Annotated in this window: 17 protein-coding genes; 5 read left to right on the top strand and 12 right to left on the bottom strand. The window is 41.3% G+C overall.

The window, feature by feature from the left end; translation table 11 throughout:
• Positions 1-4 precede the first annotated feature (4 nt).
• A complete protein-coding gene (locus tag EKM80_RS03740; RefSeq protein WP_125551783.1) occupies positions 5-886 on the bottom strand; it encodes an ABC transporter ATP-binding protein in 882 nt (293 codons plus the stop codon).
• Positions 887-1,148: 262 nt separating this feature from the next.
• Here EKM80_RS03740 and EKM80_RS03735 point away from each other — a divergent pair, with 262 nt between their 5' ends.
• Positions 1,149-1,814, top strand: coding sequence for a TetR/AcrR family transcriptional regulator (locus EKM80_RS03735; protein WP_125551782.1), 666 nt, complete (start codon positions 1,149-1,151; stop codon positions 1,812-1,814).
• A gap of 65 nt (positions 1,815-1,879) precedes the next feature.
• On the opposite strand, the gene EKM80_RS03730 is transcribed toward EKM80_RS03735, so the two are convergent.
• From EKM80_RS03730 to leuC, 3 genes are all read right to left on the bottom strand, one after another.
• Complete coding sequence (locus EKM80_RS03730; RefSeq protein WP_125551781.1) at positions 1,880-2,161, bottom strand: hypothetical protein; 282 nt, start codon at positions 2,159-2,161, stop codon at positions 1,880-1,882.
• Between the two features lie 150 nt (positions 2,162-2,311).
• The gene (gene leuD / locus EKM80_RS03725) at positions 2,312-2,887 is read right to left on the bottom strand and encodes a 3-isopropylmalate dehydratase small subunit (RefSeq protein ID WP_125551780.1); all 576 of its coding nucleotides are present in this window, start codon (positions 2,885-2,887) and stop codon (positions 2,312-2,314) included.
• Positions 2,887-4,260: a 3-isopropylmalate dehydratase large subunit gene (leuC, locus tag EKM80_RS03720; RefSeq protein ID WP_125551779.1), complete on the bottom strand. Its 1,374-nt coding sequence runs from the start codon at positions 4,258-4,260 to the stop codon at positions 2,887-2,889. Before leuC ends, leuD begins: the two co-directional genes overlap by 1 nt.
• 356 nt (positions 4,261-4,616) lie before the next feature.
• Here leuC and EKM80_RS03715 point away from each other — a divergent pair, with 356 nt between their 5' ends.
• Entirely contained in the window at positions 4,617-5,399 is a 783-nt protein-coding gene (locus EKM80_RS03715; RefSeq protein WP_125551778.1) for an ElyC/SanA/YdcF family protein, read from the top strand.
• 166 nt (positions 5,400-5,565) lie between these two features.
• Positions 5,566-5,982, top strand: coding sequence for a hypothetical protein (locus tag EKM80_RS03710; protein WP_125551777.1), 417 nt, complete (start codon positions 5,566-5,568; stop codon positions 5,980-5,982).
• A gap of 267 nt (positions 5,983-6,249) precedes the next feature.
• Here EKM80_RS03710 and EKM80_RS03705 read toward each other — a convergent pair whose 3' ends face one another.
• Together EKM80_RS03705 and EKM80_RS03700 are read right to left on the bottom strand one after the other, a co-directional pair.
• Positions 6,250-6,807 carry a CD3073 family putative ECF transporter S component gene (locus EKM80_RS03705; protein ID WP_225418804.1) on the bottom strand — a complete coding sequence of 186 codons (558 nt, stop codon included), beginning with the start codon at positions 6,805-6,807 and terminating at the stop codon, positions 6,250-6,252.
• A gap of 1 nt (position 6,808) precedes the next feature.
• The gene (locus tag EKM80_RS03700) at positions 6,809-7,282 is read right to left on the bottom strand and encodes a CD3072 family TudS-related putative desulfidase (RefSeq protein ID WP_125551776.1); all 474 of its coding nucleotides are present in this window, start codon (positions 7,280-7,282) and stop codon (positions 6,809-6,811) included.
• Between the two features lie 344 nt (positions 7,283-7,626).
• Between EKM80_RS03700 and EKM80_RS03695 the strand changes: the two genes are divergently transcribed.
• Positions 7,627-8,181, top strand: coding sequence for an amidohydrolase family protein (locus tag EKM80_RS03695; RefSeq protein ID WP_225418803.1), 555 nt, complete (start codon positions 7,627-7,629; stop codon positions 8,179-8,181).
• Positions 8,182-8,375: 194 nt separating this feature from the next.
• Here the strand turns inward: EKM80_RS03695 and EKM80_RS03690 are convergent, their stop codons facing one another.
• The 5 genes from EKM80_RS03690 to EKM80_RS03670 all read right to left on the bottom strand — a co-directional run bounded on the left by EKM80_RS03690 (position 8,376) and on the right by EKM80_RS03670 (position 14,382).
• A complete protein-coding gene (locus tag EKM80_RS03690; protein WP_125551775.1) occupies positions 8,376-8,801 on the bottom strand; it encodes a universal stress protein in 426 nt (141 codons plus the stop codon).
• Between the two features lie 20 nt (positions 8,802-8,821).
• A complete protein-coding gene (locus tag EKM80_RS03685; RefSeq protein ID WP_125551774.1) occupies positions 8,822-10,396 on the bottom strand; it encodes an Nramp family divalent metal transporter in 1,575 nt (524 codons plus the stop codon).
• A gap of 404 nt (positions 10,397-10,800) precedes the next feature.
• Positions 10,801-11,709: a LysR family transcriptional regulator gene (locus tag EKM80_RS03680; protein WP_125551773.1), complete on the bottom strand. Its 909-nt coding sequence runs from the start codon at positions 11,707-11,709 to the stop codon at positions 10,801-10,803.
• A gap of 185 nt (positions 11,710-11,894) precedes the next feature.
• Positions 11,895-13,676, bottom strand: a complete 1,782-nt coding sequence (locus EKM80_RS03675) for a CocE/NonD family hydrolase (protein WP_125551772.1) — start codon at positions 13,674-13,676, stop codon at positions 11,895-11,897.
• Between the two features lie 247 nt (positions 13,677-13,923).
• Positions 13,924-14,382: a ferritin-like domain-containing protein gene (locus EKM80_RS03670; RefSeq protein WP_125551771.1), complete on the bottom strand. Its 459-nt coding sequence runs from the start codon at positions 14,380-14,382 to the stop codon at positions 13,924-13,926.
• Between the two features lie 218 nt (positions 14,383-14,600).
• Between EKM80_RS03670 and EKM80_RS03665 the strand changes: the two genes are divergently transcribed.
• Positions 14,601-15,653, top strand: a complete 1,053-nt coding sequence (locus EKM80_RS03665) for a DUF6933 domain-containing protein (protein ID WP_125551770.1) — start codon at positions 14,601-14,603, stop codon at positions 15,651-15,653.
• An 88-nt stretch (positions 15,654-15,741) separates the two neighbouring features.
• On the opposite strand, the gene EKM80_RS03660 is transcribed toward EKM80_RS03665, so the two are convergent.
• Positions 15,742-17,160 carry an amino acid permease gene (locus tag EKM80_RS03660; protein ID WP_125551769.1) on the bottom strand — a complete coding sequence of 473 codons (1,419 nt, stop codon included), beginning with the start codon at positions 17,158-17,160 and terminating at the stop codon, positions 15,742-15,744.
• Positions 17,161-17,547 lie beyond the last annotated feature (387 nt).

Genomic DNA, 17,547 nt, shown 5'->3' with positions numbered 1-17,547 from the left:
CACTTCAATCCTCATAGTGCCGCATGAACAGATCTTCCAACGTTGGCGGAACCACTTCAAATTTTTTCACGCCTAACGTAGTTACTGCACGCAACACCGTGTTCAGCGCCGAATTATCCACTGAAAAAGTGACTTGCGCACCCTTTTGCGTGAAATCATAAACACCCCTAAGCGTCGCCAAATCATGCGGATCTTGTTCTGCCACTAATCGTACTGTTGAGCGGGTCAAATGCCGTAATTCATCTAACGTCCCCGTTTCGACAATTTTACCTTGCCGAATAATGGCCACCTTATCGGCAAGCCGTTCAACTTCACTAAGAATATGTGATGATAACAAGATTGCCTTGCCAGCGGCCTTGATCTGCTCAACTTCTTCTTGAAAGACCATTTCCATCAATGGATCAAGCCCTGAAGTTGGTTCATCGAAAATATACAGATCAGCCGGTACTGAAAGTGCCGCAATCAAGCCTACCTTTTGCCGATTCCCCTTCGAATAACTTTTAGCCTTTTTCCGCGGATCGAGTTCAAACTTTTTGATCAGCTCGTCACGCTTGGTCTTATCACCGCCGCCATGCAATTTAATGAACAGATCAATGATCTCGCCGCCGGTCAAATTTCCCCATAGCGCAACATCCCCTGGCACGTAGGCAACTCGCGGATGAATCGCTAAGCGCTCTTGCCACACATTGCGGCCAAAGATAGTGGCCTGCCCACCATCACCACGAATAATTCCTAGTAATACGCGGATCGTTGTCGATTTACCGGCACCATTAGGCCCGATAAAACCGACGACTTCCCCAGCATTGACGGTAAAACTAATGTCGCGTAACGCCTGAAACTTACCAAAATGCTTCTGTAACCCCTGAGCCTCAATAATAGCCGCCATTTAGACCACGCTCCTTTATAGTTATAAACTATTTAAAATAATATAGTTTATAACTTAGCTATAATTTTAATTTTTTAAACTATCTTCCGGTTGATGGGTCAATAATATAGCCGTCAGCAGCAATAGTCAACTAAAATTTATAAATAAAAAAAGACTCTTTCAGGCTTGCCGGTTTATAAGTAGATATATATAATGATCAATAGAGTAGTTATGAACTAAAAATAGTTTTAAAAACTATTTTCATCAAGAAAGGGCGGTTCCTATGAATGGATTTGAAAAACGCGCGCAACAAAAAAAGCAGCAGATTCTCACCGCCACTTTTACCTTAATGAACACCAAAACTGGTGTCGCTGACTTAACGATCAATGCCATCGCCACCCAGGCCAACGTCAGTAAAGCCACTATTTTCAAATACTTTGGCACCAAAGAACAATTGATCCATGAAATCTTTAAACAATTTATCGAACGACTGTATCGTGAAGCTAGGGCACTGATCGCCCAGAATAAATCATTTACCGAAACTTTTATCGCACTAAGCCAAAATAAGATGCGCCTGCTAGACACTGTGAAGCAGCAATTTTATATTGACTTAATGACCTACCTCACGGAAAAAGAAGATAGCGAATTATCCCGCCTTAATCAGGTCTATACGGCCGAATCACTTAACTTAATGCTGGATCTTTTCCACCGTGGCCGTAAAGAAGGCGCCGTCGATTTAAAATATTCCGACGAATTTTTAATGCTCTACTTTGATGCCCTGATCGAAGGCATTTCTAGTCCCCGAATCTATGAACGCATTCGTCCTTACACCGCGGAATGGACCGAAATGTTGCTTAAAGGAGTGGCGCCAAATAAAGCGCGTAAACCGACTACCGACGAACTCGCTTTAGCCGAACTCAAAGCCGCGCCGCCAACTGAACAACCGTGATAAAATACTGCTAAAACGCAAAAACTAGACCGCTGCCCACACAGGCGGCCTAGTTTTTATTTGCGTTAAGCAATTTGTTGAAAATCAGCCAGTAATTCATAAGTTGCTTGATAAGCTTCGCAACCATCTGCTGGCACCGTATAATTATCGGTTACCACCGCTAATTGCCCTAACTCAGCGGTAAGGTCAGCCTCTGGATCAGCGTCAATTTTAGTAGCAATGTCCACAAATAGTTCACGTACTGTGCCCAGCTCAGGATGATGAGCGCCATGCACCTTGAGAATTTGGCTAGTATAGAAATTTAATTTCGGAAATTCAGTCGTAATAAAATCTGCTTTAGTTGTCATAATGGATGCCCTCTTTCATTTGATGAACTAAGCATAACTGAAAAGAAATACACAAAACTTGACCGCGGTTAAGTTTGGCCGAAAAAGTTAATTATTTTTAACCGCCAAAAAAGAAACTGATCACCAACAAGGCAATTAGTTGCTAAAAAATCAATTATTATCCTGTTCAAACTGATCGATCTGCGTGTTAAATTCACTCGTCAGCTCAATATCACTGGTTCCCGTCGCCAATTTAGACTTCCACAGCGGATCAATTTTAAACTTAAATGTCTGCCCCGCGCTGGTCACCGTTTGTTGCGGCAGATCAACTGTAACCTGTGCTGTCGCAGGTAATGCGGCTAACAACTCGCATTGTGCATCGGTTAGTTCAATCGGTAGCACCCCACTTTTAATGCTATTCATATAGAAGATATCATTAAAATCTTTGGCAATTACTGCACGAAATCCATAATCGCGTAACGCCCACGCGGCATGTTCCCAAGCTGAACCACAACCGAAATTATGGCCAGTGATCAGAATTTGCGCGCCGGCACGTTGCGGATCATTTAAGGGAAAAGCGGGATTTTTAGCGCCAGAAGCTAAATAACGTTGCCCGTAAAAAAGCATATCAGCAAAACTTGCTTTAGCGACTTCTTTCAGCGAGTCACGGGAAATCAACTGATCAGTATCAATATTATCATCCATCACGGGTACAATATGACTGCTAATGGTTTTGATTGGCTCCATCACGCTTCCACCTTTCTGATGTCAATAAAATGCCCATTCAACGCCGCATAAGCGACCATCGCCGGACTTGCCAAATGGGTCCGCGCGCCGGCACCTTGCCGACCTTCAAAATTACGATTCGTGGTGGACGCACAATGAACTCCAGCTGGTACTTTATCAGGGTTCATCGCCAAACAAGCCGAACACCCCGGTTCACGCCAGTCACAGCCAGCATCCTTGAAAATCTTATCCAGACCTAATGCTTCAGCCGCAAGTTTGACACGCCGCGAGCCAGGAACCACTAGCGCCGTCACTTTAGGATCAATCTGATGCCCCTTCAGAATCGCTGCTTCTACCTGTAAATCCGACAGCCGGCCATTGGTACACGAACCGAAAAAGGCGTACTCAATTGGTATCTCTGGTGCCGTTTGCCCTGGCTTTAAGTCAATATAATCATAGGCTTTACGCGTATTTTCATCACTGACTGGCGGAAACGCCTCGTCCACTGCTACGGTCATCCCTGGGTTAGTCCCCCACGAAACCATTGGCGCCAACTGACTGGCATCAATATCAATGATCGTATCAAAATCAGCAGTACTATCGGTAAACAAAGTCCGCCAATTGGCAATCGCAGCATCTAAGTCTTTAGGCGTATATTTACGCCCCTTAACATAATCAAAGGTAGTTTGATCAGGCTGAATACAACCGTATTTAGCGCCACCTTCAATGGTCATGTTACAGATACTCATCCGCTCTTCCATACTCAAGCGTTCAATCGTATCGCCGTAGTACTCGATAGCATAACCAGTCCCAAAGGCCACCCCTTCACGCGCAATCAAGCCAAGAATAATATCCTTAGCGTATACGCCCTTAGGTAACTGGCCGTGCACATGCACACCCATATTTTTTGGCTTTTGTTGCCAAATTGTCTGGGTGGCTAACACATGCTCAACCTCACTGGTACCGATCCCAAAACCAATAGAGCCGAAAGCGCCATGGGTGGCAGTGTGCGAATCACCGCAGACAATCACCATGCCTGGATGCGTCAACCCAAGTTCTGGCCCAATCACGTGGACAATACCCTGATCTTCATCGCCTAGATCGGCTAAACGAATACCAAATTCTTTAGTATTTTTTTCCAACGTTTGGATCTGTTTACGCGAGATCACATCCTGAATGTTAAAGATATCCGCTGTTGGTACATTATGATCCAGCGTAGCAAACGTTTTATCCGGCCGCCGCACTTGACGATGATTCTCGCGTAAGCCTTCAAAAGCTTGTGGTGATGTTACCTCATGGATCAATTGGAGATCAACGTACAGCAACTGTGGTTCGCCGGGCTTACCAGCCACCACATGTCGCTGCCATAACTTGTCAAACATAGTCTGTCCCAATAAAATTACCTCCCTAAAAGATAGTGATGCTGAAACAAGTTTGCGTGATTCAATCGCTTACAGATATATTTTCAATTATTATTATGGTCGTTGCCGCTAATTAAATCAAGTAATTCAATCACCTTTTTTCAATTTAAATACTAATTTAAATTTTAGAAAAGTAGCACAATGTTTAGTGGCTAATTTGCGTAGTTTTACCGTGCTGATAACCTTTAATTAGGGATGGTGTATCCGTTTTAATTAATTATACGTTCCCCTTCAGTTTGCTAAAATTTCATGTTAAAGTGAAGCTATAGCAATATTAGTAAAAACTAACTAATTAATTGCGCTCACGAATCTACTGCAAGAGGTGCACGATGCAAAAAATTGCCACACAAATCAATCTTTTAGGCCAATTCTGTGGCCGCCGCGATCTGACTGAATTAAGCCAAGCAGCGCTACGCCAACAATATGGTTACAACCAAGCCGACGTCTTCGTCTTATTTGGCGGCAGCATCCTAGCTGGCGTAACCACACTAGCGACTGCAATTCGTCAGCACGTTGCTAAATATTATGTGATTGTCGGCGGCTACGGTCACACTACTGCGGCCTTATTTCAGCAAGCACAAAAGTTATATCCAGAAATTAATTTTACTGCTAATAATGAAGCAGCATTATTCGCGCAATTACTCAAGCAACGCGATCACCTAACCGTCGACTATTTAGAAACGGCGTCAACTAATTGCGGTAATAACGTCACCAATTTATTAGCGCTATTAGCCACCAAAAAAATCACCTATAAGTCGCTAATTCTCTGCCAAGACGCCACCATGCAATTACGAATGACTGCCACCATGCGACAACACGTTGCTCCCGATGTTGAATTGATCAATTATGCCGCCTACCAGGTAACCGTCTGCGCTGACCATAACACCCTGACTTACGCCCAAACACCAACGGGTATGTGGTCGGTCACTAAATACACCACGCTACTTTTAGGTGAAATCAGCCGCTTAGCTGATACTGCAACCGGCTACGGTCCCGCTGGCAAAAACTATCTCGTTCATGTCACGGTTCCACCTAAAGTAATCACCGCTGCCCAAGCACTGCAAACCAACTTTGACACGCGCCAAGCCAACCCGCGCTTTAGCGGGGCGTGATTAAAGACGTAAAGCAATATCACCTGATGGAAAAGTGCTTACCAACTAAAGTAGTCATTCAAGCTAAAAATACCAATTATTCGCCATTCTCCATCCTTTGCCCGATGATTTTCTAGCAGTGATTTGGCATAATGAATAACATCAATTATAAAGGAGGCAGATACGAGTGAAACAACCACCAAAATGGCTTTATAAGGTTGCCAACTTTATGCGTGGACGTTACGGCGTCATGGATAGCTTGAACAAGTTTTTAATGTTTGGTGGACTGATCTTGATTTTCTTGACCATGTTTATACACACCAGCTGGCTCAATCTATTAGGTATTTTACTGCTGATAGTCGCTTACTGGCGGATTTTTTCCCGTCAAATTTATAAACGTGCCGCTGAGAATACTAAGTTCCAACAACGAACCAATTGGTTAACTAAACCAGTCCGTCGCCACTATCACGAATGGCAGCAGCGTAAGCAGTATCGCTTCTTCAATTGTAAGAGCTGTCACCAGCGTATTCGTATTCCCCGTGGTAAAGGCAAAATTCAAATTACCTGTCCCCATTGCCGCAACAAATTTCGGGCGCGTACTTAAATTATGGCAATAAAAATTTTTCCAACTAGCTTAAGTGATGCAACAAAGAAGTTAAATAATAGCAATTTAGACGAATTACCTTAGCTTGATACCTGTGTTCGACAGGTACCAGGCTTTTTTATGTTAAATTTATTTGTTTTACCAACGGACATAATCCATTTTAATGTAATGAGCCAACTCTTTAAATATAACGAGATAAAAAGCCACATTACCAACTGAAAGTAGTGGTAACATAGCTTAATATTTTCTAAAAATTATACTTAAGTTTTAACCGCGATGTAAAATAGTTTGGAATCTTGGTTTCGTTTGTAATACAGAAATAACTACACACGATAGGATCTTATCTACAAAGTTACCTACAACTGTCCCCATAAATGTTGCAGAAATCATTGATTTACCACTAGCTTTTAAAGTGAAAATTAATAAATCAGTACCAGAACCTGTGAAGCCGCCATACAACCATAAACGAATTGGTGTACCAATTGCTGGCGCCACGAAAGCCAAAATTAAACCGGCAATAATTGCTTTACTTAATGTGAAACCCTTACCTTTTGAAAACAAACCAACCACGATAGCAACCGCAATACTAACAATTGCAAAAGGTAATTCCATAATACCGCTAAATGGTACCATTAACACATTCGACAAAAATCCGGTCATAGCGCCCCAACCAATACCAAAATTAGCGGCAATATAAATAGTGCCTAAAGTATCCAAAAAAAGTAAAGGAATATGCAATAATCCAACGGCTTCGCCTAATACCAAGTTAATTACTGCGGCGATTGCACAATAAGCAATGATTCTAGTTCGACTATGTATTTGCATGCTACTTCTCCTCCAAAAACTGACTTAATTGAGCCATAAAAATTTGTGTCATATCAGGATAATCCACCGGTACTTCCAGATAAGGCATTTCCAGTTGTGTTAGCTGACACAGCTTGAAAAATTCTTGCATAAAAACACCCTGCTGACCACGAATCGCGCAATTAGGACTTTCTGCAATTCCAATTACACCAAGAACCTTTACTTGATTAGTTGCATATTGATTCAGTTCAGCTATTACGGGCCGTAATAGCTGATCACAAGCTTGGCGAAAACCAGTTAAATTTGCGTAATCCGCATATTCTAACGGCGGACGTTTTGGTCCTAAAACCATAAATTCCGGACAAGGTAACTGGACAATATTAAGCTCGCTAGGTAATGTTTTGACAAACGGAAAAGCCCCAATTGCCCGTTCCCATCCATGAATAACCACTGATTGATTTAAAATACAATGTGCTAAAATTACAACTGCCCGCATCATTATCGTCTCCAAATAAAACGCTTACAATAAATATACGACGAATTTAGCTAAAATACAATATGCTAAACTAAATTTTTTTTGCATCAAGAATTGAGCGAACGCTTTACCAGCCAGAATAGACTGAAATCGGTTCCTACTTAGAATTTTGAGTTGTATATTTATAGTTACAACAGGTTTCAAAATCATATGCAGATAACGAATCAACAATAAAACTTGGCAACTCAGTGATATTCCAACTGGATTCGACGAGTACTAGCTAAAATTTTTAGTAACCCAAAAGTCGCACCAAGCGTGATGCAGCTTGCTGTTGATCCAAACATCATCACCATTTACAGTAGACGTTGCTTGGACTAAATATTTATACCACCTACCCACAATTAGATGTCCCTTTGTACATTCATCCCTCAATGCCTTCAGAAACAATTCGCAAAAATTATTATAGCGCTATGAATCCAATCGGCTTTAACGCAATCATGGCAACGCCAGGTTGGGGTTGGCACATGGAAGCTGGGCTACACGTCACTCGCTTGATTTTATCTGGCCTGTTTGACAAGTTACCTAACTTAAAATTAATTTCTGGCCATTGGGGCGAATTTGTCCCTCACTTCCTCGAATGCTTAGATGAAGCCACCACCCCAGTTGTTGGTAATCCATTGGCCCATCCAGTTTCCTACTATTACAAGAAGAATGTGTACATCACGCCTAGTGGCATGTACACTTGGCCCCAAATGCAACTTGTCCTTACTGAAATGGGTGCTGATCACGTCTTATGGGCGCAAGACTACCCTTACGTTAAAGACAATGCCCGCGACTTCCTAGCTAACACCAATATTGCCGCAACAGATAAAGAGAAGATTGCGCATGGTAATATTGAAAGTCTATTGAAGTTGAAATAAAGCAGCCGTATCAAAAGCACAGTCACTAATTGACTAGGCAACAGCGAGATCAAAATTGAATCCATGCTAAGCCTGCTAGAACAATTAAAGGAACACAAAATAGAGCAGCGCAATAAATAAAGTAAAAAAAATGAACACTACTTACTGAAAATCATCAAAGATTTTCAATAAATAGTGTTTATTTTCATACTCATTTAACGAATAACTAATACTGAAATGGGTGCGTATTTGGCCATATAAGCTGCTTGACTACCAAAATGTTGTGCTAACCCATGCTTTGATTCTGAACCAATAATCAATAAATCAGGCTTAACACGTGGAATAATATCTTTCACAATAACTTCACCTGGTTCACCTTCGGAAACAATCGTTCTGACCGTTTCCACGCCAGCTTTACGTGCTTGGCGCTGATAATCTAGTACATGCTGTTCTAATTCAGACCGCTCACCATGAACATAATCTTTGCTCAAGGCCTGATACACATTCATTTCCTCATTTTCTAAGATGGAAACAATCACTAGTTCAGCTTGATCTTGTTTTGCTTGGTCAACGGCATATTTAAATGCTAATAAAGCATCTTGGGAATCATCAACACCCACTAAAATCCGTGAAAATTTCATCAGCTCACACCCTCGTCTTATTAATTTGTAGCCGCAGTCATTTTAGTCGCAAACCTTTTATTGCCGCGGTATAGTTCATAAACAGTCCAGATCAATAGCGCCAATACGATCACAATCAAAATATAAGCAATATTATCGGCTAATAATAACTCCTGTTTAGTCGCGCCAGTGCCAAAGAAGCCTTCAATCTGTCCAGGCAAACCAATCAGATTTAGATAGGTCAATCCAATAACTGAGATCCACCCCAGTACTTTGACCCATAATGAATTTTTGAACCGTTGCCCCATTTCAACTGTACTATCCGTCATCATCAATAACGGCAACATGGAAAACGGTAATGCAAAGGCCAAAAAGACCTGTGAATTATTCATTAAAGTATTTAACGCTGTATGTTCATCGATTGCACTTTTACCGCTGGTCATCATAACGCAGATCAAAACTGGAATCACTGAGATCACCCGCGTAACCAAACGCCGTAGCCATAATGGCATCCGTAAATGAACAAAACCTTCCATAATAACTTGACCAGTTAAAGTCCCAGTAATTGTTGCATTTTGCCCTGAAGCAAGTAAGGCAACGGCAAATAAGGTCGACAAAATTCCAGAACGAGCAACACTAATTAACAACCCGTTACTTAACGTTGCAGTATTCGATAACGCTTGAAATAAGCCGAAAAATGAAGGATCCTTAACCGCGCCATTTTTGAAAACGGCCACCCCCATAATCAGTAGCAACGCATTAACAAAGAAAGCAGCCGTTAACTGAATATTTGAATCCCAGCTAGCAAAGCGAACTGTGCGCGCCACATCTTCCTCGTCACTATGATCAGTTTTGCGTGTCTGTGAAATTGCTGAATGTAAGTACAAGTTATGCGGCATCACTGTCGCGCCAATAATCCCTAATGCACCAGTCAGTGGCGAATGACCGCCGATTGATTTTGCACTAGAAAAAGTTTTAGCTCTAGGAATCAAGCCTGCAAAAATACCACCCCAATCTGGATTAGATAGGGCAACTTGGTAAACAAAAACCAATAAAATAACTAAAATCAAGCAAACAACGATTGCTTCAATTTTACGGAAGCCAATTTTAGTTAATAATAGCAATAACAAAACGTCTAAAACAGTAACGAACACTGCAATCATCAACGGAATATGAAACAGTAAATATAAAGCAATGGCTGCCCCAATAACCTCAGCAATATCAGTCGCCATAATTGCTAATTCCGTCAACAACCATAAAACAACGCCGAGTGCTTTGCTGGTACGAGCGCGAATTGCTTGGGCTAAATCCATCTGACTCACGATGCCAAGTTTAGCTGCCATGTATTGTAAAAGCATCGCAATCAAACTTGACATCAAGATAACAGACATTAACAAATATTGAAAATTTTGCCCGCCGGTAATCGAGGTTGACCAATTACCAGGATCCATGTAACCAACCGCAACTAATGCACCTGGACCAGAATACATAAATAAAGTTTTCAGAAATCCCTTTCCTTTTGGCACCTCAACCGTCCCATTAATCTCCTCAAGCGAAGGCCCATTCGCGTATTCAATTAATTTATGTTTACGCGGTGTTGTTTCGTTTTCCGCCATACTACTTCACACCTTTCTGGCCACCAACTTACTTGACCAAATCCATTATAGCGCTTAAATTAAAAAATTTAAATACTTTATTAGGTATCCCTAACAAAATAAATCGTTTTTCTTATTTATTAATATGGTATGCCTATTAAAGTGCTGCCATCATTTAGATACCAACGTTGCAGTTAAAATCATACTACTTTAAACTAATGAAAATTAATTAAGATCCACACCTGAGCAATGTTATAATTTTGAAAAATATATTTTTTGCCTAGTAAAGTAATCAGCCACTTAAATCTAAGCAAACAAATATCCCATAACTATTGACAGCTATGATGTTTCAGCTGTCAATTATTATGGGATATCGTAAATGTTTTATTTTACCGCGCACGATAGTTTATAATGTGCACCGGCTTTCATTGCACTGGCGCACTATTTTTGATAAATGTATATAATTCGCGCAAACACGGATTCTGACTGTTCTTATTAATCGCGCTAACAATATTTTGATCATGACTAACATCTACTAAGTCGCTAATTTTGATATGGTATTTTTCAGCTAAAGTCCCATCGTTCATGCCTGAATACAAGAAAGCCAAGCCCTTACCAACCGAAACCATCGATAGGCCCTCATCAAGGTCTTTAACATAAAAGTTAGCCTTTAAGTTAAAGCCATTTTGCAAACCCTGGTTGATCACATAATCAACGATTACCGGAGATTGCTGGCGTTCAAGCAAAATAAATATCTCTTTGCTTAGATCCGCAAAGTGTAATTTACGTTGATGACTTAGCCGATGCTGGATCGGCAAGGCAATCTGCAAATGATTTTCCATGAAAAGCGTCTGGTCAATATGCTGACTAGCTTGAAAATAAGTATCTAACCCAAAAGCTAGATCATAACGACCGTCAGCTAGTCCATCAACTAGAGCCATTGGTGCCGCCTGTTTCATTATAAATTGCACGTCTGGATGCGCTGCCTTAAATTGATCAAGAATTTCATACATACTGCCCATATTGAAATTAGGCAAATAACCAATTTTTAAAATAACGGCTGTTTCAGTCGTATTTTTCTGCTTATCAAACATATGGGCTAAATGATCGACCCGCTGTAAAACATCAGTAGTTTCAATGAGAAATTTTTCTCCTGCACTAGATAATTTTAAGTCATGGCTTTGACGAATAAATAGCGGCACCCCTAATTCAGTTTCTAGCTCTTGGATACGCCGACTTAGCGTGGGTTGTGAAACAAAAAGTTTTGCTGAAGCCTTAGTAAAGCTTTTCTCCGTGGCGACTTCAACAAAATATTTTAACGTCGATAGCTTCATAAATATAGCTCCATTCAAAAAAATATGTTTACAGTAACTTTAGCACAAAGTTACTGTAAACATATTAATTCGGAACAATTTATTTGGTGTAAACGTGCTAAAAAAGCAGATTTCTGCGCCTAGCTACGCAGGTCAAACGTATCACTGCGTGCTACTTATTGCCCTACTCAGCTAGTGCTCAAAATCTAAACGCTTTTTTTAACACTCTGTGTTGTCATTAATGGTAATTGCAGGTATGAGGCATATTTGCCACCAGTATGGAGAATGTGCACGCCTTTATTATCAACTTCGCCACCTGGTGTTCCTGGCATAACCCCACCAAGTTCATCTTTCGAGCTAACGACAACACGCAAAGTTTCGCCAGCTTTATACGACAAACCAATAGCGCTTAAGACGATGTCCAAGGAAATAATTTCACCCTTTTCAAGTTTTTCAACACGATCAAAGGTGTAAGTAGGAATCTCGTCAGTTGAGGTCTGTTCATCTAAGTGCCGCATTGAGGCACGTAAACGACCCCAAGCACCCTTATAACGTAGTGCTGATGCGCCTTCTTGTGTGAAGTCTTGCAGGGCAGCACCATGGTTAGGTACGACAAATTCGCTTAAAACATTACCGCGAGCATCCAACTTTTGTAGCCAAACGAAGACATCCATATCGTTGTAGCCATCAACCTCCATGAAGAGTTTTGCTTTCGGATAACCGACAAATTCAGTATCTTTATCAAAAGTCATTTGGAATGATGCACGACCTGGTAGACCACCAGCAACATATTTAACTGGCAAATCTTTTGCTTCAGGTTGTGCTTGTAAAGCCCGTGTCATTCCGTTCATATAATAACGCGTATTTTGGCTACCAGCTGGTGGGAAAGCTGCAGCGGGAATATCCGTTTGATTATGACCTTCAAAGTCAATCAATGAATAGCGAACCTGAGGCGTATCTGGCCAGTTATTGTCTTTGTCTAACAAGTAATAATCAAAGAAACGCCGTAATTCTTCAGTGTTAGCTTCATCGTAGTAATATGGCCATTCTTGACGATCATGGATTCGTAACCATTTTTCTTTCGAACCCAATGTCCGCCATGACCGGAAAGTCCCCATAGTGTGCAAGGTATTGGAATAGCTAGCAATCACAAAGGCAGGTACAGTGATTTCGTCAGGATGGGCTATTTTATCTTGCCAAATATCAGCAGTTGCTAAAGGTTCAGCCCGTAATTCCTTGGTCAAGTCTTCCCGTTTTCCACCAGTTGCACTAACATGGTTAACTGCCAACCGTTCAATAAAGTTTTCGTCAGGAATGCCGCCAATATAAGCTAAATCACGGTAACCATCAGCCAAGCCTTCAGTTGGGTTGATACAAGTCAAATGCGGTGGCTTAGCCGCAGCAATGTACCATTGTGAGAAAGCCAAGTATGATGTACCAGTCAAGGCAGTTTTACCGTTAGACCATGATTGAGCAGCTAACCATTCAATTAAGTCGTAACCATCTTCAGCTTCTTGAGAACCAAGCATAGTCGTATTACCTTCACTATGCGCGATTCCCCGCATATCAGGATTGCAGACCGCATAACCATGTTGCACCCAGTAAGCTGGATCTGGTGCTTCAAATTTAGTTAAACCTGAATTCCATTTTTCGCCCATACCTAGCATATTGAATAAATTAACATAGCGTGGCGCGGTGCCGGCACTTTTACCGTAGGGACTCCAAGCAATCAATGTTGGTACCTTTTCGCCGGTAGTTGGTAAATAAATATCAGTATATATTGTGACGCCATCCCGTAATTTAACCGGAACGTCTTTTAACATTTTAATATCACATGCTAGTGGTTTAAAACCAGGCGCAATTTGTTGGCCCTTTTTCAAAATAACTTCTTTAGTTTCAAAGGGACTAAGCACACCATGTTCGACCCCGTTATCAATGTAGTCAAAGGATGGGCTAAATATCATTTTTTCAGTAATTTTTGCAGTCATTCTTATTACCTCCAATTAATTATGTCTAAGATCTTAGTTCTCTTTGAGTATACGAGCCAATATTATGGAAGTAAAATTGCAATTTTGGATACATATTTTCTGAATAGCCGTGATATGTAAAAAATGAATAACGATAAACTATAATAACTATAGCAACTTAAAGTAAAAACGGTAAGTCGCCGCCTGAATAGCGTAAACTCACCGTCAAAAAATAACTTAATTAATGTGCCATCAACCAAATCAAGTTTTACAGCATCTGGGTCAAATAATTCTGCTTACCAATCAGCGTTAGCATGTCCAATTGTTGCTGCGTCCAATTCAGATCTTCCACTTCATCTTCCACATAAGCCTTAACTAGATCGTAACTGGTGATATCCAGCAAGTGATGATCCAATAACGGTTCCAGCGCAGTAATGCCTTTTTGTGAAATCGCTGCTTCAGCCTTTAAGTAGGCGCTAAATTCAGTAAATACTGGTTGCGCCGGCTGAGCTTCGTGCTGTACTTGACCATTGAGATCAAGAATACGGGCCATAAATTGACCAGCAAAATCTTGTTCTTCAGTCGCGTGAGCAGTATATTTGGTACTTAACTTCGTAAAACCTTGACTAGCAAAAATCTGTGCCGCAATCACGTGGTGATTAGCTTGACCAGTGGCACCAGTAGCCAAAGTTTGCAATGTAGCAATTACTTTTTCAGTTTGGCTCATCGTAACACTTCCTATCATTTAGTTTGCCCTTGCATTGTAGCAGACGTGCCAAGCAAATACTACGAAAGTCGCTTATAGTTGCCAACTAGTAACAAACGCCACCACAATCACGCAGTATAAATGCAATTAGGTTTACAAGCTACCCTAAACTTTAGTAAAGTTGTGGTGATAATTATTAATTAAATGCTAACAATATAACCAAAAAAGGAGCCACAGCCATGATTATTAATCCCACTAAAAAAGCCCTACCCATTTTCAATCAGCTCGTTAAAGTAACTGATCCTACCATCACAAAGAATTTTGCTCAAGCGAATCCCTTCTTCTCTTGGCATGCTAATTACTACACGTTACAGCGTAAAAAAGTCGTTATCCTCGTCAACGATTTAACCTACGCCACAATTGTGCTTTACGATATCAATGCTAAAAGTAAAAAACAGTTGGCCCAATATATTGTTGCTGGCGTGCGGGCCGCTTTTACCTTGGTTGGAATTTCGGATACAGCCATTGACAAGTATTTAGAAATGGCTGGTAAAGTTGAGCTAAACGCTGGCTTCGATCGCCATGTCACTGGCGCAATGTCTAATTTAATTTTAATAGCTGAGCTACATGGACTACATGAGCCACAACAAGTGATCCAAACGAAATTAATGGCTTATTTAATGCAAATTCCCTTCCAACATAAAAAATACGCCTTTGTTAAAGATGCTGCCGTAGCTGCATTTGCAACTAACTTAACTATCGTTGACAGCACCAACTTTGCCGCCGAAAATAGCTACCAACTCCATAAAACTTGGACCAACTATCATCGCTGGGACAAGTACGAAAACGATCAGGCACTATTAACTGGGAATGGCGACCGTTATGAAAAAATCATGGCTGCGGTACAGTCCAACAACCATTTATTGCTGACTGAATTTAAAAATTATCTAGCTAATGATAAAGGCTTTAGTCGTAAAGTTATCAATAAACACGCTGCCAATAGTGACCTTTTTATCAACAATTTCCTACTCTATTACACGATTAAAACGCCGCTAAAGGCCGGTGAAGAAGTTGCAGAATATTTAGGTGAGTGGTTCCCACGTAAAATTGCTTACTCAACGAGTGATATACAAACGAATGCGACTTCATTGCGCAAATTTTTTGACTTTTTAGTTCTGAGTGGTGAATTAACGCAAGCTGCTGGTGCTGCCGCTAAAGCAGCAATCAAAATTGGCGTCAACACTGGTTTTGAACACATCCGCTTGATCGAGAATTTAGGCGACTTTTACTAAGCAGTGCAGCAAACCACCTAAAATGACGATTTGCTAACTAACAAAAAACGCTAATTATGACAAAATACAAAAAAACAGGCAGCTAGCCTTACGGTAGTTGTCTGTTTTTCTTACTTATCCTAGCAACTCGACCAAACCCATGTCGAATCAGGTAAACAGTTGCTGCTATGATCAAAGCTACTGCACCAACGATCACGGATATCCGCGTATCCGGATTAATGAACATGAATACGACGATCACCAACAACATCGCCAACGCAAAATAATTGGCTGCCGGGTATAATGGTAACTTAAAAGGATGCGTCTGCATCAACTCAGGGTTCCCTTTACGGAAACGCAGCTCGGCCAGCAGGATCACAAACCAAGGCACCATCCCTGGTAAAACTGAGGAACTGAACACGACTACAAACAAATTGGCGGTGGATTTACTATAAATTGACGCTATCATGTCAATGATAAAACCGAGTAAAATACCACCAGAAATCCCTAGAATCGCCGCATCAGGCACGATTCGTTTCGACACTCGCCCAAGTATTTTCGGTGCATCGCCTTCATGCGCTAATTTAAACAACATCCGACTTGAGGAATAAATTCCGGAATTAGCCCCGGAAAGCGCCGCGGTCAGTACGACAAAGTTGATCACTGACGCCGCAGCTGTGATACCGACTTTAGCAAAGGTTGACACAAATGGTGAGCCAATACTACTTAACTGATTCCATGGGTAAATGGTGACAATTACAAAAATCGCGCCAACGTAGAAAATCAGAATCCGCAGTAGCACTGATTTAACCGATTTAACAATGGCCTGTTGCGGATTGGCCACTTCACCAGCTGAAATTCCCAGCAACTCGATCCCTTGATACGAGCCGACAACAATCGACATCGAGAAGAAGAAGCCTTGCACGCCGCCGGTAAAGAAACCACCGTGCCGCCACAGATTACTCAGGCCAATTGGCTGGCCACCATTACCCCAACCTAAGAAAATAATCGCTAGGCCTAAGACGATCATCATAATAATGGTTACAACCTTGATCATTGCAAACCAAAACTCCAACGAGCCATACGCCTTAGCACTGGCCAAGTTCGCCGCAACTAAAAATAAAATAATGATGATCCCAGCGACAAAAGAATTAGTATGTGGCCACCAATACCGTAAATACTCGGTTGCCGCCACTACTTCAGACATGCCGACCACAATGTACTCAAAAACGTTCGCCCATTTGGCCATGTACCCAGCTAAGGGATGGACGTATTCTGTCGCATAATCAGCGAACGAGCCAGTCCCAGGATTAACGTAGATCATTTCCCCCAACGCCCGCATCACAATATAGAGAATCAGCCCAACAAACATATAGGCTAAAATAACCGACGGCCCTGTCCATTTGATTGTTGATGTGGCCCCCATAAAAAGACCTACGCCAATCGCGCCACCAAGGGAGATCATCTCCATTTGTCCGGCTGTCATCGAGCGCTGTAATTCCGGCGCCTGTTTATTTTTCTGCTTCATTTCTGCCTCCAGCTATGTAGCGCACATCCTTTATCAAGCCGTACGCAAAAATAACAACTTTTCTTTAGTATCCCACCACTTTATATGTAACAAGGATCAAGCGCTAAAACTATCAAAATCGAAACCAATAAGAACAATCTTAGCTATTATACCATTATTAAAGTACCATTAAAAATAGCATTTATTTCAATTTGAATGCTTATTTCTAGATAAAATTTGTACTTATTTGAATTCACTATTACAATACCGCGCAACTTTATCGGCTGGCAACTAAGGGTTACCGATAACTCCCGCTCGTTTGTGACCTAATACTTGCGTAAGTTCGCACGGCAACAAAAAGGAGGCGCCGACATAATTTTCCTTATGCCATAGCCTCCAGTTTAATAT

The sequence above is a fragment of the Loigolactobacillus jiayinensis genome (assembly GCF_003946445.1).
In the GTDB taxonomy this organism is placed as follows: Bacteria; Bacillota; Bacilli; order Lactobacillales; family Lactobacillaceae; genus Loigolactobacillus; species Loigolactobacillus jiayinensis.
Note: the sequence above shows the minus strand (reverse complement) of the source record. Positions and strands in the feature narration are given on the sequence as shown.

Excerpts from the sequence above, each read along its gene's own strand:
- EKM80_RS03740 (WP_125551783.1), bottom strand. The coding sequence starts at position 886 with ATGGCGGCTATTATTGAGGCTCAGGGGTTACAGAAGCATTTTGGTAAG.
- EKM80_RS03735 (WP_125551782.1), top strand. The coding sequence starts at position 1,149 with ATGAATGGATTTGAAAAACGCGCGCAACAAAAAAAGCAGCAGATTCTC.
- EKM80_RS03730 (WP_125551781.1), bottom strand. The coding sequence starts at position 2,161 with ATGACAACTAAAGCAGATTTTATTACGACTGAATTTCCGAAATTAAAT.
- leuD (WP_125551780.1), bottom strand. The coding sequence starts at position 2,887 with ATGGAGCCAATCAAAACCATTAGCAGTCATATTGTACCCGTGATGGAT.
- EKM80_RS03715 (WP_125551778.1), top strand. The coding sequence starts at position 4,617 with ATGCAAAAAATTGCCACACAAATCAATCTTTTAGGCCAATTCTGTGGC.
- EKM80_RS03705 (WP_225418804.1), bottom strand. The coding sequence starts at position 6,807 with ATGCAAATACATAGTCGAACTAGAATCATTGCTTATTGTGCAATCGCC.
- EKM80_RS03700 (WP_125551776.1), bottom strand. The coding sequence starts at position 7,282 with ATGCGGGCAGTTGTAATTTTAGCACATTGTATTTTAAATCAATCAGTG.
- EKM80_RS03690 (WP_125551775.1), bottom strand. The coding sequence starts at position 8,801 with ATGAAATTTTCACGGATTTTAGTGGGTGTTGATGATTCCCAAGATGCT.
- EKM80_RS03685 (WP_125551774.1), bottom strand. The coding sequence starts at position 10,396 with ATGGCGGAAAACGAAACAACACCGCGTAAACATAAATTAATTGAATAC.
- EKM80_RS03680 (WP_125551773.1), bottom strand. The coding sequence starts at position 11,709 with ATGAAGCTATCGACGTTAAAATATTTTGTTGAAGTCGCCACGGAGAAA.
- EKM80_RS03675 (WP_125551772.1), bottom strand. The coding sequence starts at position 13,676 with ATGACTGCAAAAATTACTGAAAAAATGATATTTAGCCCATCCTTTGAC.
- EKM80_RS03670 (WP_125551771.1), bottom strand. The coding sequence starts at position 14,382 with ATGAGCCAAACTGAAAAAGTAATTGCTACATTGCAAACTTTGGCTACT.
- EKM80_RS03665 (WP_125551770.1), top strand. The coding sequence starts at position 14,601 with ATGATTATTAATCCCACTAAAAAAGCCCTACCCATTTTCAATCAGCTC.
- EKM80_RS03660 (WP_125551769.1), bottom strand. The coding sequence starts at position 17,160 with ATGAAGCAGAAAAATAAACAGGCGCCGGAATTACAGCGCTCGATGACA.